Annotated in this window: 21 protein-coding genes; 10 read left to right on the forward strand and 11 right to left on the reverse strand. The window is 65.6% G+C overall.

Annotated elements, in window-relative coordinates; translation table 11 throughout:
* Positions 1-72 precede the first annotated feature (72 nt).
* Positions 73-2,463, forward strand: coding sequence for a helicase-associated domain-containing protein (locus AB0J29_RS22490; RefSeq protein ID WP_364789381.1), 2,391 nt, complete (start codon positions 73-75; stop codon positions 2,461-2,463).
* Position 2,464: 1 nt separating this feature from the next.
* Here the strand turns inward: AB0J29_RS22490 and AB0J29_RS22495 are convergent, their stop codons facing one another.
* A complete protein-coding gene (locus AB0J29_RS22495) occupies positions 2,465-2,977 on the reverse strand; it encodes a hypothetical protein (protein ID WP_364789384.1) in 513 nt (170 codons plus the stop codon).
* A gap of 320 nt (positions 2,978-3,297) precedes the next feature.
* On the opposite strand from AB0J29_RS22495, the gene AB0J29_RS22500 reads away from it, so the two are divergent.
* On the forward strand, positions 3,298-4,113 hold the full coding sequence (locus AB0J29_RS22500; protein ID WP_364789387.1) for a hypothetical protein: 816 nt from the start codon (positions 3,298-3,300) through the stop codon (positions 4,111-4,113).
* A gap of 3 nt (positions 4,114-4,116) precedes the next feature.
* Here the strand turns inward: AB0J29_RS22500 and AB0J29_RS22505 are convergent, their stop codons facing one another.
* From AB0J29_RS22505 to AB0J29_RS22520, 4 genes are read right to left on the reverse strand one after another with little or no spacing between them, the layout of a single operon-like run.
* A complete protein-coding gene (locus AB0J29_RS22505) occupies positions 4,117-5,508 on the reverse strand; it encodes a M1 family metallopeptidase (protein ID WP_364789390.1) in 1,392 nt (463 codons plus the stop codon).
* Between the two features lie 53 nt (positions 5,509-5,561).
* Complete coding sequence (locus tag AB0J29_RS22510) at positions 5,562-6,197, reverse strand: LysE family translocator (protein ID WP_364789393.1); 636 nt, start codon at positions 6,195-6,197, stop codon at positions 5,562-5,564.
* Positions 6,198-6,236: 39 nt separating this feature from the next.
* Positions 6,237-6,905: a DUF3239 domain-containing protein gene (locus tag AB0J29_RS22515; RefSeq protein WP_364789396.1), complete on the reverse strand. Its 669-nt coding sequence runs from the start codon at positions 6,903-6,905 to the stop codon at positions 6,237-6,239.
* Between the two features lie 49 nt (positions 6,906-6,954).
* Positions 6,955-8,613 carry a DNA repair helicase XPB gene (locus AB0J29_RS22520; protein ID WP_364789399.1) on the reverse strand — a complete coding sequence of 553 codons (1,659 nt, stop codon included), beginning with the start codon at positions 8,611-8,613 and terminating at the stop codon, positions 6,955-6,957.
* A 373-nt stretch (positions 8,614-8,986) separates the two neighbouring features.
* Between AB0J29_RS22520 and AB0J29_RS22525 the strand changes: the two genes are divergently transcribed.
* Entirely contained in the window at positions 8,987-9,631 is a 645-nt protein-coding gene (locus AB0J29_RS22525; RefSeq protein ID WP_364789402.1) for a LysE family translocator, read from the forward strand.
* Between the two features lie 34 nt (positions 9,632-9,665).
* Positions 9,666-10,316, forward strand: a complete 651-nt coding sequence (locus AB0J29_RS22530; protein ID WP_364789405.1) for a trimeric intracellular cation channel family protein — start codon at positions 9,666-9,668, stop codon at positions 10,314-10,316.
* On the opposite strand, the gene AB0J29_RS22535 is transcribed toward AB0J29_RS22530, so the two are convergent.
* Positions 10,313-11,491, reverse strand: a complete 1,179-nt coding sequence (locus AB0J29_RS22535) for a pyridoxal phosphate-dependent aminotransferase (protein WP_364789408.1) — start codon at positions 11,489-11,491, stop codon at positions 10,313-10,315. The genes AB0J29_RS22530 and AB0J29_RS22535 overlap by 4 nt on opposite strands.
* A gap of 178 nt (positions 11,492-11,669) precedes the next feature.
* On the opposite strand from AB0J29_RS22535, the gene AB0J29_RS22540 reads away from it, so the two are divergent.
* Entirely contained in the window at positions 11,670-11,873 is a 204-nt protein-coding gene (locus AB0J29_RS22540) for a hypothetical protein (RefSeq protein ID WP_364789411.1), read from the forward strand.
* A gap of 49 nt (positions 11,874-11,922) precedes the next feature.
* Here AB0J29_RS22540 and AB0J29_RS22545 read toward each other — a convergent pair whose 3' ends face one another.
* Entirely contained in the window at positions 11,923-12,843 is a 921-nt protein-coding gene (locus AB0J29_RS22545) for a sigma-70 family RNA polymerase sigma factor (protein WP_364789414.1), read from the reverse strand.
* A gap of 63 nt (positions 12,844-12,906) precedes the next feature.
* Here AB0J29_RS22545 and AB0J29_RS22550 point away from each other — a divergent pair, with 63 nt between their 5' ends.
* From AB0J29_RS22550 to AB0J29_RS22560, 3 genes are all read left to right on the forward strand, one after another.
* Entirely contained in the window at positions 12,907-13,146 is a 240-nt protein-coding gene (locus AB0J29_RS22550) for a hypothetical protein (protein ID WP_364789417.1), read from the forward strand.
* The gene (locus AB0J29_RS22555; protein WP_364789420.1) at positions 13,143-13,487 is read left to right on the forward strand and encodes a GNAT family protein; all 345 of its coding nucleotides are present in this window, start codon (positions 13,143-13,145) and stop codon (positions 13,485-13,487) included. Before AB0J29_RS22550 ends, AB0J29_RS22555 begins: the two co-directional genes overlap by 4 nt.
* A gap of 83 nt (positions 13,488-13,570) precedes the next feature.
* Positions 13,571-14,122 (forward strand): class I SAM-dependent methyltransferase, encoded by a 552-nt coding sequence (locus AB0J29_RS22560; protein WP_364789423.1) that lies wholly within the window; start codon positions 13,571-13,573, stop codon positions 14,120-14,122.
* Between the two features lie 38 nt (positions 14,123-14,160).
* On the opposite strand, the gene AB0J29_RS22565 is transcribed toward AB0J29_RS22560, so the two are convergent.
* The 4 genes from AB0J29_RS22565 to AB0J29_RS22580 all read right to left on the reverse strand — a co-directional run bounded on the left by AB0J29_RS22565 (position 14,161) and on the right by AB0J29_RS22580 (position 17,926).
* Entirely contained in the window at positions 14,161-15,252 is a 1,092-nt protein-coding gene (locus AB0J29_RS22565; protein ID WP_364789426.1) for a 3-deoxy-7-phosphoheptulonate synthase, read from the reverse strand.
* 194 nt (positions 15,253-15,446) lie between these two features.
* Positions 15,447-15,917, reverse strand: coding sequence for a carboxymuconolactone decarboxylase family protein (locus AB0J29_RS22570; RefSeq protein ID WP_364789429.1), 471 nt, complete (start codon positions 15,915-15,917; stop codon positions 15,447-15,449).
* A 121-nt stretch (positions 15,918-16,038) separates the two neighbouring features.
* Positions 16,039-16,917: an oxidoreductase gene (locus AB0J29_RS22575; protein WP_364789432.1), complete on the reverse strand. Its 879-nt coding sequence runs from the start codon at positions 16,915-16,917 to the stop codon at positions 16,039-16,041.
* Positions 16,918-17,161: 244 nt separating this feature from the next.
* Positions 17,162-17,926 (reverse strand): DUF2127 domain-containing protein, encoded by a 765-nt coding sequence (locus AB0J29_RS22580; RefSeq protein WP_364789435.1) that lies wholly within the window; start codon positions 17,924-17,926, stop codon positions 17,162-17,164.
* A gap of 150 nt (positions 17,927-18,076) precedes the next feature.
* On the opposite strand from AB0J29_RS22580, the gene AB0J29_RS22585 reads away from it, so the two are divergent.
* Together AB0J29_RS22585 and AB0J29_RS22590 are read left to right on the forward strand one after the other, a co-directional pair.
* A complete protein-coding gene (locus AB0J29_RS22585) occupies positions 18,077-20,530 on the forward strand; it encodes a glycerol-3-phosphate 1-O-acyltransferase (RefSeq protein ID WP_364789438.1) in 2,454 nt (817 codons plus the stop codon).
* Positions 20,530-21,978, forward strand: coding sequence for an HAD-IB family hydrolase (locus AB0J29_RS22590; RefSeq protein ID WP_364789441.1), 1,449 nt, complete (start codon positions 20,530-20,532; stop codon positions 21,976-21,978). The genes AB0J29_RS22585 and AB0J29_RS22590 overlap by 1 nt, the downstream gene beginning before the upstream one ends.
* The last annotated feature ends 11 nt before the right edge of the window (positions 21,979-21,989 follow it).

Here is a 21,989-nt window from a genome sequence, read left to right on the forward strand (position 1 = left end):
TACACGACATCCACTAGGCTGACAAAATCGACAATATTCGGCCTGCGACGCAACGACTGATCTCGAGAGCACATGGGTAACTCGTCGGGGACGCCCAAAGCCGGACCGGGCACACGACCGCCAGCCCGCAACGGCAGTCACGCAGCACCCACGACCGGCAAAAGGCCCGGGGAGCCTTCGATCGAATCCCTGGCCGGGTGGCTCGCGGCCCGCCGCGATGCGCAGCTGGTGGCCCTGCTCGAACTCCGGCCCGATCTGGCCGTGCCACTGCCCTCCTCCATGGCGGTGCTCGCGGCCCGCGCCGAGCAGCGCGCGTCGGTCCTGCGTGCCAGCGATGACCTGGACACACTCGAGTTCGCGATCGTGGAAACCCTTGCGGTGCATCGGGCGACGGGCTCCGGCGGGACACCGATGAGTCGCAAGGCATTGCGCGTGCGATTGAAAGATCGGGTGAAGGTCGCGGCGATCGATGCCGCGCTGGCCCGGCTGTCCGATCGTGCGCTGGTCTGGAACGACGGTGACGACCTCCATCTGGTCCCGGCCACCGCCGAGGCGCTACCGTGGCCGATCGGCAGCACCACCGAAATTCCGGATGCGCTGACCGAGCCCGAGGTGCTCACGGCCCTCGCGGCCGTTTCACCCGCTGAACGCGCGCTGCTGGACAAGCTGGCCACCACGGGCCCGCGCGGACGCACCAGGGACGCCGCATCGGGCACACCGGCCGACCGCCCGATCCAGCAATTACTCGCCCGCCGATTACTGCACTGGATCGACGACGAGACGGTCGAACTCCCGGTCACCGTCGGCCAGGTGTTGCGCCAGGAGCCGGTGACCCATCCGCACGCGTTGAAACCACCGGAGCCGGCACCGGCGAAGCACACCCCCACCGAAGTGAATGCGGTCGCGGCGGGCGAAGTCGGCGAGCTGCTGCGGCACTGTGCCGACATTCTGGAGGCGCTCGGGCAAGCACCCGCGCCCGCATTGCGCGCGGGCGGGCTCGGTGTGCGGGAGTTGCGCCGCATCGCCAAGCAGACCGGTATCGACGAACCGCGCGCCGGACTGCTGGTCGAACTGCTGGCCGCGGCCAAACTCGTCGAGAAGGGTACGCCCGACCCGCCACCGGAATTCGACTCCACCGACGACTTCTGGGCGCCAACACCGGCCGCCGACGGCTGGCGGGACGCACCGCCGGCGCGCCGCTGGGTGGCGCTGGCACAGGCCTGGCTGGACCTGGACCGCATGCCGTGGATGATCGGCATGCGCGACGCCAGTGACAAACCACTGGCGGCATTGTCGATCGAACTGCGCGCCCCGCACGCACCACGCGGCCGACACACCGTGCTGAATCTGCTGGCCGAATATCCGACCGGCACCGCACTCGACCCCGCCGGTATCGGCCGGCTGCTGGCCTGGCGGCAACCGCGGTGGCGCAGACACTTTCGCGCCGAGGCGGTCGAGCACACGCTGGACGAGGCCGCGGCGCTCGGTTTCCTCGGACGCGGCGCGCTCGGCTCACCGGCACGGGCACTGCTGCACGGTTCCCCGGCCAGTGCGTCCGATGCCGAGGCCGAGATGGAAGCGGCGCTGCCGGAACCGATTGATCACGTGCTGGTCCAGGCGGATCTGACGATCATCGCGCCCGGTCCGCTGACCCCGGAGCTACAGAGCCGAGTAGCACTCGTGGCCGATATCGAATCCGCGGGTGCGGCAACGGTTTACCGGATCAGCGAAACATCGGTGCGGCGCGCGCTGGATGCCGGGATGACCGCGGCCGAACTGCATACGCTATTCACCACGCATTCCCGCACCCCGATCCCGCAATCGCTGACCTATCTGATCGATGACGTCGCGCGCAGGCACGGCCAGCTACGGGCCGGTATGGCGCAGTCATTCGTCCGCAGTGACGATCCGACACTGCTCGCACAGGTACTGAGTTCGCCGGTGGCTAGCGAACTCGCGCTGCGAGCCATCGCACCCACCGTCGCCATCGCCCAGGCCCCACTCGGCGAATTGCTCGAACGGTTGCGCGCGGCCGGATTCGCACCGGCCGGTGAGGATTCCGCGGGCACCATTGTCGATCTACGCCCGCGCGGCGCCCGCATCGCGGTGCGCCCACATGCCAGGCAGCCGTACCGTCCGACGCCGCCGAGCACCGAACAGCTCACCCTGCTCGTCGCGGAACTGCGCGCGGGTGAGCGGGCCGCCAGCGCCCGCCATGGCCAGTCGGTGCGCCCCGACGGCACCAGAACCAGTACCGCCGCAACCCTGGCGCTGCTGCAATTGGCGGCGCGGGTGCGGCGGTCGGTCAATATCGGTTATGTCGACGCCAGCGGCGTCGCGTCACAGCGCGTGGTCGAACCGTTGAAGGTCGGCAACGGCCAGCTCGACGCGCTGGACCCGGTGACCGGCGCGATCCGGCATTTCACCTTGCACCGGATCGCGTCGGTCGCTCTACTCGAGTAGATCAGCCCTTGGTGGCGCCGAGGCAGAAGGTCACCTTCGGGTCCGGAACGGTCACGAAGCTGGTCGCGTTCATGCCGCACTGCAATTCGTCGGCCTGGCCGTCGATGCGCTGGATCACCTTGAAGGTGGCTTCGGAGGAAGAGCAGTCCACGTACTTGTACGGGTTGGTGCCGACATCGGCATAGCAGCTGCCCTGCTTGAAGTTCGGCGCGAGGCACATGTGGGCCTGGCCGCCACTGACCAGATCCTCGGTGTAGGTGGTGTATTCGGCCGCGCAATCGAGCTTCTTGTCTGCGGTCTGGAAGACCTTGTAAACCGCCTTCGGCGAGGAGCAGTCGACCGGCTCGGACTTGGTGGCCGATGACGAGCTGTCGGTGACATTGATGCACTCACCGACCTTCGCCTTGGCGGTATCGGACTTGCTTGCATTGTCGACCGCCGAACAACCGGTCACCACGGCCACCAATGCGCCCACCGCCAGGAGGGCGAGCACAATGCGTGCCAGCAGCCTCATTCCTGGGAACTTCAACGTGAAACCCTCTCTAACCGAACCTGTTCACGCAAGTCGTGAACGCGGTGAGGATACCGCCACGGTCACCCGAATCGCATCAGCGGTTCGGACGACCGACCAAACCCGAAGCGCGGCTCAGTACAGCCCGTAGAGTCCGGTCAGCCCCATCAGCGCGAGGCCGACGAATTTCGGGATCAGGTTGACCAGGACCATGATGCCAGAACTGTTCACTATCAACGCCTTTCACACTACGAACACACGGACGTTTGTCCAGTATGTGCACTCTGTCGCTTCCGGAGACCCGGTCGTTACGCTTGGCAAGCATGAGGCTCGAAGAGGTCGCCGTCGACTTGTACGGACTCGACCCTGGTGAGTTCATTGCTGCCAGGTCGGTACGTGTGGCCGAGGCCAAGGATGCGGGCGATAAGGAACTCGCGACCGCCGTCGGCAAACTGCGCAAGCCGACGGTGGTTGCCTGGACAGTGAATCTGCTGGCCCGCTCCGCGCCCGATGACGTCGATGCGCTACTACAGCTCGGAGCCGCGCTGCGTGCTGCGCAACGGGAATTGTCCGGAGATCAATTGCGCGCATTGACCACACAGCGGCAGCAGGTGGTCAATGCGCTCGCCAAGCGGGCGGGCGCACTGGCCGCCGATCGCGGACATCCCCTCACCGAGGGGGCGCTGCGTGAGGTGGGCCAGACACTTACCGCCGCACTGGCCGACGACGCGGTCGCCGAGCAGGTGCGCAGCGGAACATTGGTGACATCGGCGAGTTATGCAGGTTTCGGACCGAGTGGTGCCACACTCACCTCGGTAAGTGGAACGGGCACAACGGAGTCCGCCGAACACGAAGCCGGGGACAACGCACGCCAGGAACTCGATGATGCATGTGAGATCCTCGAATCTGCCCGTGCGGCAAGGGATTCAGCACAGGACGAAGCCGATTCGGCGGCAAACCGGTTGGCCGAGAGCGAATCCCGCATCGTCGCATTGCGCGAAGAGCTGGCACACGCCGAACAGCAGCAGCAGTTCGCACGTACCGCCGATCGTGGTGCGCAGGAGCAATTGCGCGCGGCCCAGAAACAGCTCGATCGGGCCGAGCGCCGGGTGGAACGGGCCCGCCATCGCATCGACTGAATGTCAGCCGCGCAGTGCGCCCGGGTAGAGGTATTCGTCCGGGGGCAGTGCGGTGCGGTTCAGCCAGGCGTCGAAGAATCCGCTCAGGTCGGTAGGGGATTTCGACTGCATGAAGGTGCGGAACTCCGGCATCGAGGCATTGCCGTAGGCATGCGCGGCGTTGAATTCCCGGACAGCGGCGAAGAATACGTCGTCGCCGAGTTGTTTACGCAGGGCGTGCAGGAACAGCGGACCGCGATAGTAGACGGAGGTGAATTCATTTCCGACGCCCGGGTTTTCCAGCGGGATATCCCAGAATTTCTGGTTGGAACCGTATTGCCGAATGGTCTCGCGGTAGCCCGCGTCGACGTCCTTGCCCTCCATTCGCTCCGGCCACAGATAGTCGGCGGTGTAGCTGGCGAAGCATTCGTTGAGGCAGATATCGGACCATTGCCGCACCGATACCGAATCACCCCACCATTGGTGCGCGATTTCGTGCACTACAGTCTGCAGATCGGTCCACGGTGCGTAGATCGGGCGGGTTTGGGTCTCCAGTGAGAACTCCAGATCCGCGTCGACGTAAATGCCACCCGCGGTGTCGAACGGATAGGGGCCGTAGAGCGTTTCCGCGAAATCGAGGATTTCGGGCAGGCGCTGTTCGGTATCCCGGTTGCGCTCCGCATCCGGAGCGAATGCGCTGATCAGCGGGGTGCCGTTGGCGCGGCGCTGCTCCAAGTAGCTGTAGTGATCGATCGCGATGGTGGTCAGATACCCGAGCACCGGTTGACGCGTTTCCCATGTGACGTTGCGCTTGGCACCGGTGACCGCGTTCTCGGTGCGCACCCCGTTGGAAACCACCTCCCATTCCTCGGGAACCGACGCGTGCAGGGTAAAGGTGGCCTTGTCCAGCGGGGTGTCGTTGAGCGGATACCAGGTGGTGGCCGAATGCGGTTCCCCCGCGACGAAAGCCCCACCGCTGGGCGCATAGGTCCAGCCCGCGCCCTCGGTATTCGTGGCCTGCCCGGCGTAGTCGACGGTCACGGTGAAGGGCAAACCGGGCAGCAGCGGCAGCAAAGGGGTCAAGGTCAGTTCGTGCGCACCATTGCGATCGAAGGCGGCGGGCAGGTTGTTCACCGAGACCATGCGCACATCCGGGCCGTCGAAGTCCAGATTGAACATCCGCAGCGGCTGCGTGGCGATGGCGTCGATCTTGGTCGTACCGGTGAGCTGATGACTGGGCGGGTCGTAATCGATGGTGACCTCGTAGTGGCCGACATCGTAGCCACCATTGCCGTCCAGCGGGTAGTACGGATCGTCGAGACCCGGCGCGCCGACGAGCGGATCGGCATTCGCCGGAACCGGGGCGGCGACCAGCGCGCCGATCACGGCCACACACAACCAGCCGGCCAACCTCATACGACCACCACCCTTTTCATGGCCCCACCTGACCTCGGTGGATGGTAGTCGCTTCAGTCCGCGCTACCGCTCAGCGCCACCGACGCGCCGAGGCCGAAGATCATCGCACCACCCACACCACCAACCGCCTCCAGTCGTTGCGGCGAACGGGCGAACCAGGCGCGCGCCGATGCGGCGAGCAGGCCCCACGCGCTATCGGAGACCAGCGCGATCGCCAAGAAGATGCTACCGAGGATCAGGAACTGCAGCGGCAACGAACCCGCCGACGGTACGGCGAAATGCGGCAATACCGCCGAGAAGAAAACGATCGCCTTGGGATTGGTCAGCCCGACGAACACGCTCTGCCGAAACACCTTGGCATCGACGGGGTCCATCTGGGCGTTCAGCGCCGCCCGCAACGCCTTGCGCTCGCGAATCGCCTGGACCCCGAGGTACATCAGATAGAGCGCACCGGCGAACTTCACCACGGTGAGCGCGAGCGCCGAGGCCGCGAGCAGGGTGCCGAGCCCCACCGAGACCAGCAGTAGCGCGAGGAAAACGCCCGCGGAGTGACCTAATACCGAGACCAGGGCGGCGCGGCGGCCGAGTGCGAGGGCCCGGCCGATGGTGAAGAGCACACCGGGTCCAGGGATGACGATGATGACGATCGATGCGGCGATGAAAGCCAGCAGGTTGGACGCCGGAACCATTTACCGAGTGTATTCGGCGGCGCAAGTGAATTCGGCTGATCAGGAACCCAGGTTATCGGGGAGCTGGTGCGGGTCGAGCAGCAACCGTTTGGCGGAGGTGCGCCGCACCTTGTCGGCGAGGTCCAGATTATCGGTGAGCAACCGCCACTCGACCTCGCTGATGGCCGCGCGCGCCCGATCGATGACCGCACCGTCGCGGGTACCCCAGGCGATCGGCATGGCACTGACCGACTGCCAGCGCTCGCCGACCTGACCCGGCGCCCGATCGGTGCGCACCGCGACCGACGGCACCCGTTCACCCGCGCGCTTCTCATGCCCTGGCAGATCCCTGACCTTCCTGATCACCAGGGCATAGCGCGGGTCAGGGGTCTCCGGTTTCGAGACATCGACCAGTGCGAGCAGCACCACCCCACTCGGATGCGTTTCGGAGACGACCGCGGGGACCAGCTCACCATCGGCATAGAGCTTGTCGATGTTGGATCGATGCGGTGTCCAGAACGCCACCCACAGCGCGACCACCGCGCCGAGTGCGAATGCGACAGCCAACAGATAGGCCCACGGATGGTTCAGCCAGATCAGGAGAGTGGTGCCGGTCGCGGCGACGACGGCAGCCGCGATCGCCATGACACGCAGTCGACGTAGGTCGGCGAAGACTTCGTTGACCGCATGGGCGTGCTGCCGATCCACCGCGAATTCGAAGCGTCGCACGTCTCATTCCTATCATCCCCAACAGACGTATCGGAGCTGATTCCGCCGCTCATCCGATGGCCGGTCCCAGCAAGTCATCGGCATCCGTAATGCGATAGGCGTAACCCTGTTCGGCCAGGAAACGCTGCCGGTGCGCGGCATATTCGGCATCCAGGGTGTCACGTGCGACGACCGAATAGAAGTGGGCTTGGCCACCATCGTGTTTCGGCCGCAACAACCGACCGAGCCGTTGCGCTTCTTCCTGGCGCGAACCGAATGTTCCCGAAACCTGTACCGCGACAGAGGCTTCGGGCAAATCGATGGAAAAGTTCGCAACCTTGCTCACCACCAGCACCGGAATCTCACCGCGCCGGAAGGCATCGAAAAGTTCTTCGCGCTCTTTGGTTCTCGTCGACCCCTGAATGACCGGCGCGTTGAGATCCGCGCCGAGTTCATCGAGTTGATCCAGATACGCACCGATAACCAAGGTCTGCGCATCCTTGTGCTGGGCCAGAATCGACTCCACCACAGGGATTTTCGTGCGCGCGGTCGAACAGAGCCGGTAACGCTCCTCGGGCTCGGCGGTGGCATAGGCCATTCGCTCGGCATCGGTGAGGGTGACCCGAACCTCGATGCAGTCCGCGGGGGCGATCCAGCCTTGCGCCTCGATGTCCTTCCACGGTGCGTCGTAGCGCTTGGGGCCGATCAGCGAGAACACATCGCCCTCGCGGCCGTCCTCGCGCACCAGGGTCGCGGTGAGACCGAGCCGACGCCGCGATTGCAGATCGGCGGTCATGCGGAAGACCGGGGCGGGCAGCAGGTGCACCTCGTCATAGATAACCAGGCCCCAATCCCGGCTGTCGAAGAGTTCGAGGTGCTTGTACTCGCCCTTGGTGCGGCGGGTGATGACCTGATAGGTGGCGATGGTGACCGGACGGATCTCCTTGCGCTCACCGGAGTATTCGCCGATCTCATCCTCGGTCAACGAGGTTCGCGCGAGCAGCTCACGCCGCCACTGCCGTCCGGCGACGGTATTGGTGACCAGGATCAGCGTCGTGGCCTGCGCCTTGGCCATCGCAGCCGCGCCGACCATCGTCTTGCCCGCACCACACGGCAGCACGACGACACCGGAACCACCGGCCCAGAACGAATCGGCCGCCATCTCCTGGTAATCACGCAGATGCCACCGGCCGCCGGTGTAATCCAGCTCGATCGGATGTGCCTCGCCGTCGACGTAGCCCGCCAGATCCTCGGCCGGCCAGCCGATCTTCAGCAGCATCTGCTTGATCCGGCCGCGCTCGGACGGATGCACGATGACGGTGTCCTCATCCACCCGGGCGCCGAGCATCGGGGCGATCTTCTTGTGCCGCAGCACTTCCTCTAGCACCGCACGATCCAGACTGACCAGAGTCAGCCCGTGCGCCGGATTCTTCACCAGCTGTAACCGGCCGTACCTGGCCATGGTGTCCACGATGTCGACGAGCAGTGGCTGCGGCACCGCATATCGCGAGTAGCTGACCAGGGCATCCACCACCTGCTCGGCATCATGCCCCGCGGCCCGCGCATTCCACAGCGCCAACGGCGTCACCCGATAGGTGTGCACATGCTCCGGCGCCCGCTCCAATTCCGCGAACGGCGCAATCGCCTGCCGCGCCACCCCGGCCAACTCGTGGTCGACCTCCAAGAGCAGCGTCTTGTCACTCTGAACGATCAGCGGACCGTCCGTCACAGCTCCGCCTCGCTGGCGCTCGGCTCCGCTGCGACCGTTGGTGCTGTGCCTATGGTTCCCTCGCTGCGCTCGATCACGATCTCTCCTCGTATACGGCGTCCGGCTCATTGCCCGATCGCTCGTGCGACTCCGGTCCATTCTCCCCGACACCACCGACAGTCCGTCGGATGCGGCATCGACCGGCCCGACGGGCGTAGCTCGCGTCGGCTCCGCACATACAGCGTCCGAGCGGCCTGTTTTGTTCCGGGACGAACGTGCTGACCGGCCATTCTCGTCCGGATACCGCTGGATCGGGACCCCGCGGACCCGGCCGGTCCACCGCCACGCAACTGGACCGAGACGGGTGCGCCGTGTGTGCGTGAGGATCGGGGACATGATCGAAACCACGGCGATTCTGGGTGTGGCGGCGGCCGCGTTGGGCATGGTCCTGACGCCGGGACCGAACATGATGTATCTGGTGTCGCGCAGTGTTTCGCAGGGGCGGCGGGCCGGATTGGTCTCACTCGGCGGGGTCGCGGCGGGGTTCGGGGTCTATCTGGCAGCGGCGACGGCGGGGATTACCGCGGTATTCGCCGTCGTGCCCGGCCTCTACCTGGCGGTGAAGTTGGCGGGTGCCGGATATCTGTTATGGCTGGCCTGGCAGGCGGTGCGGCCCGGCGGGACCTCGGTATTCGCGCCGGCGGAGTTGCCAGCGGATCCGACGCGGCGATTGTTCACCATGGGATTGGTCACCAATCTGCTGAATCCGAAGATCGCGATCATGTACATGGCGTTGATTCCGCAGTTCGTAGTGCCTGAGCACGGCCGGGTGTGGTTGCAGAGTCTGTGCCTCGGGACGGTGCAGATCGCGGTGGCATTGACGGTGAACGGACTGATCGTGCTCGGCGCGGGCGGGATCGCCGCCTTTCTCACCGGTCGGCCGCTGTGGCTGCGGGCGCAGCGCTACGTCATGGGCACCATGCTCGGCGCAATCGCGGTGCTGCTCGCGACCGACCGTGCGCGGCCGATGCCTGCCTGAACCCAGGTCCCGCGAAGTATGTGATCGTGTGCGCATGGCGCATTTCGATTCCGCGGTGAATACCGCACAGCATGTCGGTGAGTTATTCGGCGTCGTCGCCTTTGCGACGTCGGGGGCACTGCTCGCCGTGCGGCGCGGATTCGATGTATTCGGGATCGTGGTGCTGGCCTGTAGTACGGCGCTGGGTGGCGGTGTCATTCGGGATCTACTGATCGGCCGGACGCCACCCACGTCGTTCGTCGATCTCAGTTATCTGTGGACCGCGCTGCTCGCGGCCGTGGTCATCTTCTTCTGGCATCCGTCGCCGCGCGTGACCGGCCGTCCGCTGGAGGTGGCCGATGCGTTCGGGCTCGGACTGTTCTGTGTGACCGGCACGGTGATCGCCTACACCCATGGTCTCGGCGCGCCGTCGGCCGCACTGCTCGGACTGGTCACCGCGGTCGGCGGCGGAGTGATCCGCGACCTGCTCGGCGGGCAGACGCCGAGTGTGCTGATACCCGAGCAGATCTATGCGGTACCAGCACTATTCGGTGCCGCCGCGACCGCGACGCTACTGCATTTCAATGCCTTCAACCCGATCACCGGCGCCTGCGCAGCACTCGGGGCCATCGCATTTCGCTTGCTCGCGCTGCGATACGACTGGCACGCACCACAGGCGCGGCGACGCCCGCAGGACCGGGCCTAGCTCACTCGCACGCCCGCCCGGAGTCTGCGCACGCCCTCGTCCAGGGTTTCGTCTCGTTTGCAGAATGTGAAGCGCACCAGGTGATTCCATGCCTCGGCATGATCGGCGAAGACGCTGATCGGCACGGCCGCGACACCGAGGCGAGCCGGTAGTTCCCGGCAGAAGGCCAAACCGTCGCTTGCGCCTATCGACGTGATGTCCGCGCAGATGAAATAGCCACCCGCGCTCTGCTTGACACCGAAACCGGTGTCCTTCAGTGCGGCGGCGAGCCGGAGTCGCTTGTCCGACAGCGTGTCTCGTAGTCCGGCTACCCAGCCGAGTTCATTTTTCAGCGCGTGTGCGACGGCGGGTTGGAACGGCCCACCGGCGACGAATGTCAGAAACTGTTTGGCCGCGAGCACACCGTCGACGAGTTCGGCCGGACCGAGTGCCCAGCCGGTCTTCCAACCGGTGACGCTGAAAGTCTTTGCCGCGCTGGACACCACAACCGTGCGCTCGGCCATCCCGGGCAGGGTGGCGAGGCTGATGTGCTCGTTGCCGTCGTAGACGAGGTGTTCGTATACCTCGTCGGTGAGCACCAACAGGTCGTGTTCGCAGGCGATTTCCGCAATCGCGCTCAGATCGGCGCGGTCGAGTACGGTGCCGGTCGGGTTGTGCGGCGAATTGACGATCAACATCTTGGTCGCGGGCGTGATGGCGGCACGCAGACTGTCCAGGTCGAGCACGAAGCGGTCACCGTCGGCGACGAGATGGGCCGTGCGCCGTCGCGCTCCGGCCAGCGCGACCGCGGCGGCATAGGAGTCGTAATACGGTTCGATCAGCACAACCTCTCGGCCGGGCTCCACCAGACCGAGCACGGCGGCACTGATCGCCTCTGTCGCACCGACGGTGACCAGGACCTGGGTGTCCGGGTCGTAGTCGGTGCCATAGCGGCGGGCCCGGTCCGCGGCGATGGCGCGCCGCAGGACCGGCATACCGCGGCCGGGCGGGTACTGGTTCAGCCCGTCGGCGATGGCCTGGCGCGCGACCTCGAGCATGCCCGCGGGGCCGTCGGTATCCGGGAAGCCCTGGCCCAGGTTGATCGCCTCGTACCGAACGGCTAACTCGGTCATCTCCGCGAAGATCGTGGAGGCAAAGGGGCGCAGGCGGGCGACGGTCGCGGGTTGCGAGGACATATCCGGAGAGTAGCCCAGCGATCGCTATCGTTGCCATCAGATAGCGAATGGCTATGTTTCACTTTCAAGTTAGCCCTTCTACCTGCATGGTTGTGCGTTTCCTCAACGGCGGCTAGCCTCGCCGTGTTCTGCATCACACAACCGCCGTTCTGCGGCGGTATCTCGAAAGGGGCGCTTCATGGCCTCGTATCTGGACCTGGTACTGCAGCCGGCCGCGTCGGAGGTCGCCGGAACGGTACTGGGTTTCCTACGCAATGTCGCACACGACCTGATCGCCGGCTTCGGCTCCTCCACCGGCGATTGGTTCAGCGGTTCATCAACCGGCAATAGCGGCACCGGATCGTCGACCGGGGACTGGTTCCTGGGCTCGTCTACGCCGTAACCCAGCGGCGGTGTCGGACCGGGCGATGAGGGCACGGCCCGGCACCGCCTCACCCCAGGCGGACGTGGGACAGTTTGTCTGGATTCGCGAGATCGTAGATACCCCAGACCAATCCGTCGCGAACCGCGAATCCCACCACGCGGGGCGGACCCTCGAGTCGCCCGTACCCCGGGCCGACCCGGTGCACGACCAACCCCAATTGCCCGTTGACCGTGGCGAATTCGGATTCCAGCGTCGGTTCCGAGGAGCCGTCGATACGGTGCTTGCGCAGCAGCCCGAGGAAGAAACGGGCGACCTTGTCCGCACCGGTGATGACATTGATCGCGGTGGATGTGGTGCCGTTCGCATCGCCGATCATCACCGAATCCGGGTGCAGCGCAGCGGTTATCGCGGCGATATCACCGGCGGACAGCGCGGCGACGAACTTGCGCACCGCTGCCGCGTGCTCGACATCCGGGACGGGCGGCGGTGCCTGCGCGACGGACTTCCTGGCCCGCACCGCCAGTTGGCGCGCCGCCTCCACCGAAATGCCCAGGATTTCCGCGATCTCGTCGAAGGGCACCGAAAGCCCGTCGTGCAGAACGACTGCCACCCGCTGCGGCGGCGTCAAACTCTCCAATACCACCATGGCCGCGAGGCAGCACTCCTGTTTGCGGACCACCGCCTCCAGCGGATCCGGCATGGTCGATGGCGTGATACCGGTGACGACGGGCTCCGGAAGCCACTGCCCCACATAGGTTTCCCGGCGCACCGCAGCACTGCGCAAGTGGTCCAGACAGATTCGGCTGACCACGGTGGTCAGCCAGCCGCGTAGATCCTCGATCTCGGACTGATGCGCACCGGCCAGCCGCAGCCAACTCTCCTGCACCGCGTCCTCGGCGTCGCTCGCACTGCCCGTCAGCCGGTAGGCGACCGAGAGCAGATGCGCCCGATGCGATTCGAACAAGTCGGCGAGAAGAGCGGCAACCATTGAGCTGATTCTACGTTCCGCACCGAAGGCCCCGACGAGCCGGTCGCATGACAGCATGCCTACATGGAGGATCACCCGCTATCCGACACAACCATCTGGTTGACGCGGCCGACCGAGGCGGATATCGACGATATCGCCGTCTGCTGCCAGGAGCCCAGCATTGCCGAGTGGGTGACGATTCCGGTGCCGTATCACCGGAAAGACGCCGAATCCTTCCTCGCCGATATGATCGCGCCGGGCTGGGCCACCGCAGCCCGATCTGGGCGCTGCGCACGCGGGCCGACGGTCCGGTGGTCGGCATGATCGGTCTCAACGCGCGCGACGAATCGGCATCGGAGATCGGCTTCTGGTTGATTCCCGCGCAACGCGGCCGCGGGCTGATGTCGCGTGCGGTCGCCCTGGTGTGCGAATTCGGTTTCCAGCCAGACGGATTGGGGCTGAGCCGAATCAGCTGGCGCGCCTTCGTCGGCAACCATGCCTCGGCCGCAGTGGTCCGCCGCAACGGTTTTCGCTACGAGGGCATGGCGCGACTCGGCAGCATACAGCGCGACCGCCGCCGCGATACCTGGCTGGCCGGACGGCTAGCGACGGATCCGCCCGGCCCGGCCCCGGATTGGCCGGCCGGTGAATTCGGCATCGCGTAGCGATTCGATAACGGGGTGGCGGTCGGGCGACGGGTGGGCTCGAACCGCCGACCGGCGCGGCGTAACAGTCGTAGATTGCGATTATGGCGGCCGATACCCGATTCGAGTGGATCGCCGAAACCATGCACCTGCGGCCCGACGACCGGATCCTCGAAATCGGTCCCGGCGCCAGCGACTCGATCGCCTACCTGGCCGCACGGCTGGACGGCGGTCGGATCGTCGGCGTGGACCGTTCGCCCACGGCCATCGCTCGCGCTGAGAAACGCCATGCCGCACTGATCGAATGCGGCAAGGTCCACCTGTTGCAGGCCGGGCTGGAACAGCTCGACCGCGCCCGGGTACTCGCCGAAATCGGACCGGCCGGTGGCTTCGACAAGGTTATCGCCGTCAACGTGAATCTGTTCTGGACCAAACGACCGACCGCCGAACTGGCTCTGATCCGGCAGGTCCTCGTGCCCGACGGCACGCTGTATTTGTTCTACGGATACGGACAACCGGCCGGACCCGCCGGCGTCGGCCCGAAGCCCGCACCCGGACATCTCATCGATTATCTGGCCACCGCGGGCTTCGACGGTGCCACCGTCGGCTCCGGCGACATCCTCTGCGTCGTCGCGAGACCGCGCCGAAATCCATAGCCGCGCCCCGGCTTTCACCGGGGCGACCGGCTCGGGATTCAGCGCTCGCGGCGCTGCCGCACCGCGTCGGCGAGGCGGTCGAGCTGGGCGGCCGTGGTCTCCCAATCGATGCAGGCGTCGGTGATGGACTGGCCGTAGGTCAATGCGTCGGCATGCCCAAGGGTCAGATCCTGGCGGCCCGCGACCAGGAAGCTCTCCAGCATCACACCGACCACGCCCGGCTCGCCCGCGGCCAACCGGCCCGCGATATCGGTGACCACATCGACCTGCTTGTTGTGATCCTTATTGCTGTTGCCGTGGCTGGCGTCCACCACGATCCGCTGCGGCAGCGACGCCTTCTCCAACCGGATGCAGGCCTCGCGGACCGAAGCGGCATCGTAGTTCGGGCCGGTGCTGCCACCGCGCAGGATCACATGGCAGTCCGGATTTCCGGTGGTGCGGATCAGCGCCGAGCGGCCGTCCAGGTCCGTGCCCGGGAATACGTGACTGGCCGCGGCGGCCCGCACACCGTCGACCGCCACCTGCACATCGCCGTCGGTGCCGTTCTTGATGCCGACCGGCATGGACAGCGCGCTGCTGAGCTGGCGGTGCACCTGGCTGGCCGCGGTGCGCGCGCCGATAGCGCCGTAGGAGACCAGGTCCGCGATGTACTGCGGGGTGATCGGGTCGAGGAATTCGCAGGCCACCGGCAGACCGAGCGCGGTGATATCGACCAGTACCTTGCGGCCGATGCCAAGGCCGGTATTGACGTCGAAGGAGCCGTCCAGGTGCGGATCGTTGATCAGCCCCTTCCAGCCCAGGGTGGTGCGCGGCTTCTCGAAGTACACCCGCATCACGATGTGCAGCCGATCGTCGAGCTCGGCGGCCTTGGCGGCGAGGCGGCGGGCGTAATCCAGCGCGGCGGCCGGATCGTGGACCGAACACGGTCCGACGATCACCATCAGGCGATCGTCGGCACCGTTGAGCACATCGACGGTGGCTTTACGACCGGCTCGGACCACGTCGGCCAGCGAATCGGTGATCGGGCGTACCTGGCGCACCTCAGCCGGTGAGCGCAACGGGCTCACGCTGAGAGTGCGTTGATCGTCCAGATCGGAATGCCGCGCGTCGATGTCGGCTGCGGTAGTCATCGTTTGTGGGTTCCTTTACTTCAAGGCCGACCCACGGACGTGAAACCCGTCGAGCCGGTCCATCATCCGGCTCGGGGTGGAGGTGAGGTCAGCGCAAATGGTTGCCGCAGACCGACCCACCCGGGGCCGGCTTGCTAAACCAGAAATAGAAGCGCTGCACGATGGCGACTGTACCAGGGGTGTGTTCCCGGCGGTCAGCCCAGCTGCCCCGGAACGTAACCACCGGCCGGGGTGCGGACGATCACGTTCAGCCGGTTCCATGCATTGATCGTCGCGATGGCGACGATGAGCGCGGCGGTCTGATCGTCGTCGTAGTGCTTGCGCACCTGCTCCCAGGTCTCGTCGCTGACTCCGCGACCGTCTCCGATGCGGGTGGCCTCTTCGGTCAGGGCGAGGGCGGCGCGCTCGGCCTCGGTGAAGACGGTGGCCTCGTGCCAGGCGGCGACCAGGTTGAGTCGCACCGAGGTCTCACCCGCGTGCGCGGCATCTTTGGTGTGCATATCGGTGCAGAAGCCGCAGCCGTTGATCTGGCTGGCACGAATCTTGACCAGCTCGTAGGTGGCCGCGGGCAGGGAGGAGCCGTCGACGACCTTGCCCGCTGTGTTGAGGCGCTTGACGTAGCTACCTGCGATGGGGTTGGCGTAGAGGTTGAAGCGCTGTTCCATGATCTGTGCCTTTCCATTCGGTTGGGTTCACAGAGAGGACGATGCGGCCCAGCCGAGTGTGACATCTCCAATGTGACCCACACCACACAGTGCGGCACATTTCGAGTCGACCCGCACCGCGCTATTTATCGAAGGTGTAAGTGACGCCGGTCAGCTTCTCCGACAGCTCCCACAGGGCGCGCGCGACCCGCTCGTCCTTGGATGCCGCACTGGAACCGGACCGTCCCGGGTAGCCGCGCAGGCCGCCCCATCCGTCCGGACCATAGAACGCGCCCGGCTCGACCTGCTCGGTCGCCGCGTAGATCTCGGGCAGCGCACCCATTTCGGCGCTCTGCGCCAACAGTCGGTTGCCCAGCGCCATCACCGTGTCCTGGATGGATTCGGTATGCGACTGCAGTTCCGTTGCGGCATAACCAGGATGCGCGGCCACCGAAATCTTCGACGAACCCGCCGCGGTGAGCCTGCGCTGCAGTTCGTAGGCGAACATCAGATTGGCCAACTTCGCCTGACTGTAGGCGGCCCAGCGCTGGTATTTGCGGCGCTCCCAGTTCAGATCGTCCAGATCGATCTTGCCCATCCGGTGCGCACTGCTGGAAACGGTGACCACCCGGTCCGAGATCTTGTCCAGCAGTAGCCCGGTCAGCGCGAAGTGGCCGAGATGGTTTGTGCCGATCTGCATTTCGAAGCCATCGACCGTCCGCTGCTCCGGCAGCGCCATCACGCCGGCGTTATTGATCAGCACGTCGACCCGGTCCACCGCATCGGCGAACGCACGGACCGAGGCCAGATCCGCGAGATCGAGTTCACGCACCTCGGCCCGCGCACCGATCTCCCGGGCCACTTTCTCGCCCTTGGCCACATTCCGACAGGCCAGGATCAGCTGCGCACCCGCCCCGACAAGCGCACGCGCGGCCGCCGCCCCCAGCCCGCTGTTCGCCCCGGTGACAATGATCGTGCGGCCACTCTGATCGGGGATGTTCGAGGTATCCCAATGGCTCACACCAGAAAGTCTAGTTCGCACCGCCACCTCTCACAGCTCACGCCCGAGCCATGAACTCCTCGTCGGTCATCGCCGCCAGCCGGGACATCGCTGCCGCCGGATCGGTCACATACTCAACGCGCAAGCGCTCCGTTGCCGACAACGATCCTCTAAGGCTATGCTAACCTAATTCAGCAAGGTAAGGTTAGCCTTATCTTCATAGATCGCTGGGGTAGCGCAGACCACCGCAACACACCGAAATCGACTACCCGGCGGGCACCGCGAGCGCCGACCGCTCGACGCTCAACAAACTCTCCGTGCTGTGCTCCGCGTGATACGCGGCCCCGCCGCCACGCACCCCGAACAACCGCTTGCTGTAGACCAGCCAGACCACCGCGGCGACATTGATCAAGAGCGCGCCGATGCGCAGCACGGTGATCTTCTCGGTCAACTCGTAGATCTCCAAGGGCAGGAAAATACTCGTCGCGACCACCGCGAAGTACTCACCCCAACGCTTGACCAACCACAGCCCCACCGCCTCGACCCCCTGCAGTGCCGCATAGGTGAGGATGCCGACGGCCACCCACAGCAGGGTCGTATTCGATAGCGAGAACGCGTCATCGATCAGATGCACGATCTTGGATCGGTCGATATCCCAGCCGATCTGATCGGCCAGCGGTCGCAGCAGCGGCAGATCCTCGTCGAAGACCGCCCGCATATTCTCGCGCGAGGACCGGAATTTGAAGACGGCGAGCGCGGCCACCACCAAGAGCAAGCCGCGCACCACCCGCTCGATCGCCAACGCCCGCATCAACCAGCGGTCCCGCAGCAGTCGCCCGCGCGGCACCTCCGGTGCGTGGTCGGCGGGCCCGCGACCGACCGGTTCGCCGGGCACGAAAGTACCGCAGCGCAGACATCGCCACGCGATACCGGCAACCGTCTGAACATGCAACCGCTCCGCCAGATCCTGCTCGTCCGGCGCATAGGTGTAATGGCCATGCCAGCCGCACGCTCGTAACGCCCAATCCATGCGCGCAGCCTAGTTCGCCATGGCGATCGGCCGCGGTGGTAAACGCCGATGCCCAACTCACCCACCGGAGTTCCTGCGCGGAATGCACCGGCGGGCTTGAATAGGAGGATCGGCAGTCGCGGCGGCCTGTCGAGAAAGGACATTGGCGTCATGATCGATCACCGCGGGGATTCGCCCGCTCCGGCTCGAACAGCGGCACCGGATTCGGTGGTGGCACTGATCGATGCGGGCTCCGGCGTGGAACGCGAACTCGTCGGCGCCTGGTTGGCCGGCGGCGGCATCGAGCATGAACTCGGGGTCGACGCACCCGTCACCCAGTTGGATCTGGATGCGGATGCGATCGCCGATCGACTGGTCGGACGGCGCGATGATCCGCTGGTGGTGCCGATCCGGGTGGTGTGGCTGCCGCCAGAGCGTGCCGGGGTCCGCCGCGTCACCTTCGCCGATATGGCCCTGCTGACCAATCCGCGCAAGCCGAATCGACTCGCGCAGCGCCGGTTGGTCGGCAAACCGGACCGTCATGTGGTGCTCACCGCGCAGCCCGCCCTGCTCAGCGAGCTGCGCGCCAATAATCCGGAGGCCGCGGCACTGCTCATGAAGGGCTCCGCCGAGCCATTCGCCCGCACCATCGTGCGCGCCGCGGTCGTCGCGCTGGAACGCGCCGAACGTTCGGTCATCGGTGACCGGTACAAGGTGCCGCGGCTGGTGGCCGAGGAGATCCTCGATTCCCCCGACTTCCTGCGCAGACTCGAACTCATCGCCGATCAGCTCGGGACGAGTCCGCATGAGGTGTACCGGCGGGCGGAGAAGGCACTGAACGAACTCGTCGCCGCCCAGAGCAGGCTCGTCACGGATCTGTTCACCCAGGCGATGCGCCCGATCCACGCCTCGACCTGGAAGGTCGACTCCGACGACTCCGGCCTGGACGGGTTGCGCGCGTTGAACCGGAGCTATCCGCTGGTCTTCCTGCCCTCGCACCGGTCCTATGTCGATGCGTTCGTCCTCGGTGATGTGCTGGCCCGCAATGACTTTCCACCGAATCATGTGATCGGCGGCGCGAATCTGAGCTTCTGGCCGATGGGGCCGATCGCCCGGCGCACCGGCACGGTCTTCATCCGCCGCAGCTTCGGTGACGACGAGGTCTACAAGGCGGTGGTCGAGGAGTACTTCGCCTACCTGCTGGCCAAGCGCTTCAATATGGAGTGGTACTTCGAGGGTGGCCGCACCCGTACCGGCAAACTGCGCCCGCCGCGCTACGGCTTGCTGAATTACCTTGCCGCCGCGGTCCGTTCGAATCGGGTCGACGATGTCCTGCTCGTCCCGGTCTCGATCACCTATGAGCGACTCAACGAACTGGGCGCCATCGCCACCGAGCAGGTGGGCGGGAAGAAGAAACCGGAGGGGCTGGCCTGGCTGGCGCGGTATATACGCAGCCAACAGCATTCGGCCGGGCACGTCTATGTCCGCTTCGGCGAACCGCTGTCGGCTCGCGATCGGCTTGCCGCATATGGGGATCCACTCATTCCGGCACCGATGATCATTCCGCTGCACCGCACCGAACCGACGGGGACCGAACCGAACAACGTCGCCGTGTCGGCGAAAGTCACCGAGCTGGAGCGAAAGGCCGTGCAGCGGTTGGCCTTCGAAGTCGCCGTCGGTATCAACGCGGTCACCCCGATCACCGTCAACGCGCTGGTCACCCTGGCACTACTCGGTGTGCACGAGCGTGCGCTCACCCTCGGCGAGGTGCGTACCGTACTGGCCCCGGTGCTGCGGTATATCGAGAAGCGCGACTTGCCGCGCGGCGAATTGGCCGCGTTGCGTGACGAGCAGAGTCTCGCGGTGGTGCTCGAGCAGTTGTCGCTGGCCAAGGTCGTGACGGTGTATCGCGGTGGGCTGGAACCGGTGTACTCGATCGAATCGGGCGCGCATCTGGAGGCCGCGTTCTATCGCAATAGCGCGGTGCACTGGTTCATCAACCGCGCCATCCTCGAACTGTCCATCCTGTCCGCAGTGGAGACGCAGGCGCCGGATCAGCTGCGGGCGGGCTGGGATGAGGCCTTCCGGCTGCGCGATCTGCTGAAGTTCGAATTCTTCTTTCCGGAGCGGGCCGAGTTCTCGGCGCAGATGACCGAGGAAATGCTGCTGGTGGACCCGGATTGGTACCAGCACACCGCGGAAGACACCCTCGGCGAGGATATTCTGCACAAGCTCACCGCATCCGGATTCATGATGGCGCACCGAACGCTGCGCGCGTTCGTCGACGCGCAGCTGGTGGTGGCCGAGCGGCTGGCGGCCCGCGACAGCGCCGAGGACATCGATCGCAAGGAATTCATCGACGAATGCGTCGCGGTCGGTAAGCAGATGCTGCTGCAGCAGCGACTGCACAGTCCGGAATCGGTCTCTACCGAATTGTTCACCAGCGCACTCAAACTCGCGGACAACCACGGGTTGTTGACTCGGGTGAGTCATGATTCAGCTAAGTCGAGGGCGGAATTGACCTGGCGCAGAATTGAATTCGCCGACCAGCTGCGCACCATCGCGGCCCGGATCTCGCAGGCCGCCGCGCTCGATCCGTCCAATATGCCCGTACGGGGAGCCTGATGACAGAACAGCGCCCCGCGGTCCCAAGGGATCTCGCGGCGGCCATCGCCACGATCCGATCCGGGCCGCAGGGTCCGGAGATCGCCGCGGTCTTCGACTTCGCCACCGTTGTTGATGGTTTCGAGCCGCGTTCGCGATGGCGGACATTAGAGCACGATAGGGGCCGAACCGCCGAGGACACATTGCTCGGCAGCATTCGCAACGACCTCACCGACGGCGAATACGGCCGGTTTCTGCAGCGGGCCATGCGGACACTGGCCGGTCAGCCGGAAGCCGAGCTGGACGAGTTGGGCACACGGCTGTTCCGGCAGCAGATCTACGGACACCTGTATCCCGAAGCGTGGCAGCTGATCCGTATGCACGAGGCCGCCGGGCACACCGTAATACTGGCCACCGCACTGACCCGATTCCAGGTCGAACCCGCCGCGGCCGCACTCGATATCGAGCATGTGCTTTACACCCACATGGCGACTACCGACGGTGTGCTCACCGGTTATGCGGACGGAAAAACTCTGTGGCGCAATGGCAAGGCCGATGCGGTTCGTGAGTTCGCCACGGCGCATGGGCTGGATATCACCCGCAGCTACGGCTACGCGGATAGCATCGCCGATCTGCCACTGCTGTCGATGGTCGGGCATCCGGTGGTGGTGCGTCCCGATCGCACGCTCGGTACCGTGGCCGCCGAACAGAATTGGCCGGTACTGACATTCCGGCCGCGCCAACCACCGCGCCCGGCCGACTATCTGCGCACCGTCGCCGGATTCGCCGGGCTACTGATCGGCGCGTTGTTCGGTGTGCTGAGCCAGTCGTACACGCGCAAACGCCGGAAGATGGCTGATGCGCTGATGGCCTACGGAACCGGCGTCACACTCGGTGTGACCGGTATCCGGCTGCGCGTCAGCGGTGCGGAAAACGCCCGTACGCCGAGGCCTGCCGTATTCCTGTTCAACCATCAGAGCCAGTTCGACGTGATCATCCTGCCCAGAGTGCTCGGAGGAGGGGTCACCGGTATCGGCAAGAAGGAACTGACGAAGAATCCGCTTTTCGGTCCGCTGATGCGGTTCGCCGGAGTCACCTTCATCGATCGTGCGAACACCACGCAGGCGAAGGCGGCGCTGGCGCCGGTGGTGCAGACGCTGCGCGGCGGGCTATCGATCGCGATCGCTCCCGAAGGCACGCGGTCGTATACGCCGGGCATCGGCCCGTTCAAGAAGGGCGCCTTCCATATCGCGATTCGGGCCGGGGTGCCAGTGATCCCGGTGGTGATCCGCAATGCCGGTGAAGTCAACTGGCGCAACTCGATGATCGCTCGCAAGGGCACCGTCGACGTGGCCATTCTTCCCCCGATCGACGTCAGCGACTGGGACCCGAACAACATGGACGACAACATCGAAGCCGTCCGTCAGCTGTACACCGACACCCTGCTGAACTGGCCACCGGACCACTGAGGTCGTGTGCC

Source organism: Nocardia sp. NPDC049707, from assembly GCF_040674855.1.
Classification (GTDB): domain Bacteria; phylum Actinomycetota; class Actinomycetes; order Mycobacteriales; family Mycobacteriaceae; genus Nocardia.

Excerpts from the sequence above, each read along its gene's own strand:
- AB0J29_RS22500 (WP_364789387.1), top strand. The coding sequence starts at position 3,298 with ATGAGGCTCGAAGAGGTCGCCGTCGACTTGTACGGACTCGACCCTGGT.
- AB0J29_RS22590 (WP_364789441.1), top strand. The coding sequence starts at position 20,530 with ATGACAGAACAGCGCCCCGCGGTCCCAAGGGATCTCGCGGCGGCCATC.
- AB0J29_RS22560 (WP_364789423.1), top strand. The coding sequence starts at position 13,571 with ATGGCGGCCGATACCCGATTCGAGTGGATCGCCGAAACCATGCACCTG.
- AB0J29_RS22570 (WP_364789429.1), bottom strand. The coding sequence starts at position 15,917 with ATGGAACAGCGCTTCAACCTCTACGCCAACCCCATCGCAGGTAGCTAC.
- AB0J29_RS22495 (WP_364789384.1), bottom strand. The coding sequence starts at position 2,977 with ATGAGGCTGCTGGCACGCATTGTGCTCGCCCTCCTGGCGGTGGGCGCA.
- AB0J29_RS22585 (WP_364789438.1), top strand. The coding sequence starts at position 18,077 with ATGATCGATCACCGCGGGGATTCGCCCGCTCCGGCTCGAACAGCGGCA.
- AB0J29_RS22540 (WP_364789411.1), top strand. The coding sequence starts at position 11,670 with ATGGCCTCGTATCTGGACCTGGTACTGCAGCCGGCCGCGTCGGAGGTC.
- AB0J29_RS22545 (WP_364789414.1), bottom strand. The coding sequence starts at position 12,843 with ATGGTTGCCGCTCTTCTCGCCGACTTGTTCGAATCGCATCGGGCGCAT.
- AB0J29_RS22580 (WP_364789435.1), bottom strand. The coding sequence starts at position 17,926 with ATGGATTGGGCGTTACGAGCGTGCGGCTGGCATGGCCATTACACCTAT.
- AB0J29_RS22555 (WP_364789420.1), top strand. The coding sequence starts at position 13,143 with ATGATCGGTCTCAACGCGCGCGACGAATCGGCATCGGAGATCGGCTTC.
- AB0J29_RS22550 (WP_364789417.1), top strand. The coding sequence starts at position 12,907 with ATGGAGGATCACCCGCTATCCGACACAACCATCTGGTTGACGCGGCCG.
- AB0J29_RS22565 (WP_364789426.1), bottom strand. The coding sequence starts at position 15,252 with ATGACTACCGCAGCCGACATCGACGCGCGGCATTCCGATCTGGACGAT.
- AB0J29_RS22490 (WP_364789381.1), top strand. The coding sequence starts at position 73 with ATGGGTAACTCGTCGGGGACGCCCAAAGCCGGACCGGGCACACGACCG.
- AB0J29_RS22535 (WP_364789408.1), bottom strand. The coding sequence starts at position 11,491 with ATGTCCTCGCAACCCGCGACCGTCGCCCGCCTGCGCCCCTTTGCCTCC.
- AB0J29_RS22530 (WP_364789405.1), top strand. The coding sequence starts at position 9,666 with ATGGCGCATTTCGATTCCGCGGTGAATACCGCACAGCATGTCGGTGAG.
- AB0J29_RS22505 (WP_364789390.1), bottom strand. The coding sequence starts at position 5,508 with ATGAGGTTGGCCGGCTGGTTGTGTGTGGCCGTGATCGGCGCGCTGGTC.
- AB0J29_RS22525 (WP_364789402.1), top strand. The coding sequence starts at position 8,987 with ATGATCGAAACCACGGCGATTCTGGGTGTGGCGGCGGCCGCGTTGGGC.
- AB0J29_RS22510 (WP_364789393.1), bottom strand. The coding sequence starts at position 6,197 with ATGGTTCCGGCGTCCAACCTGCTGGCTTTCATCGCCGCATCGATCGTC.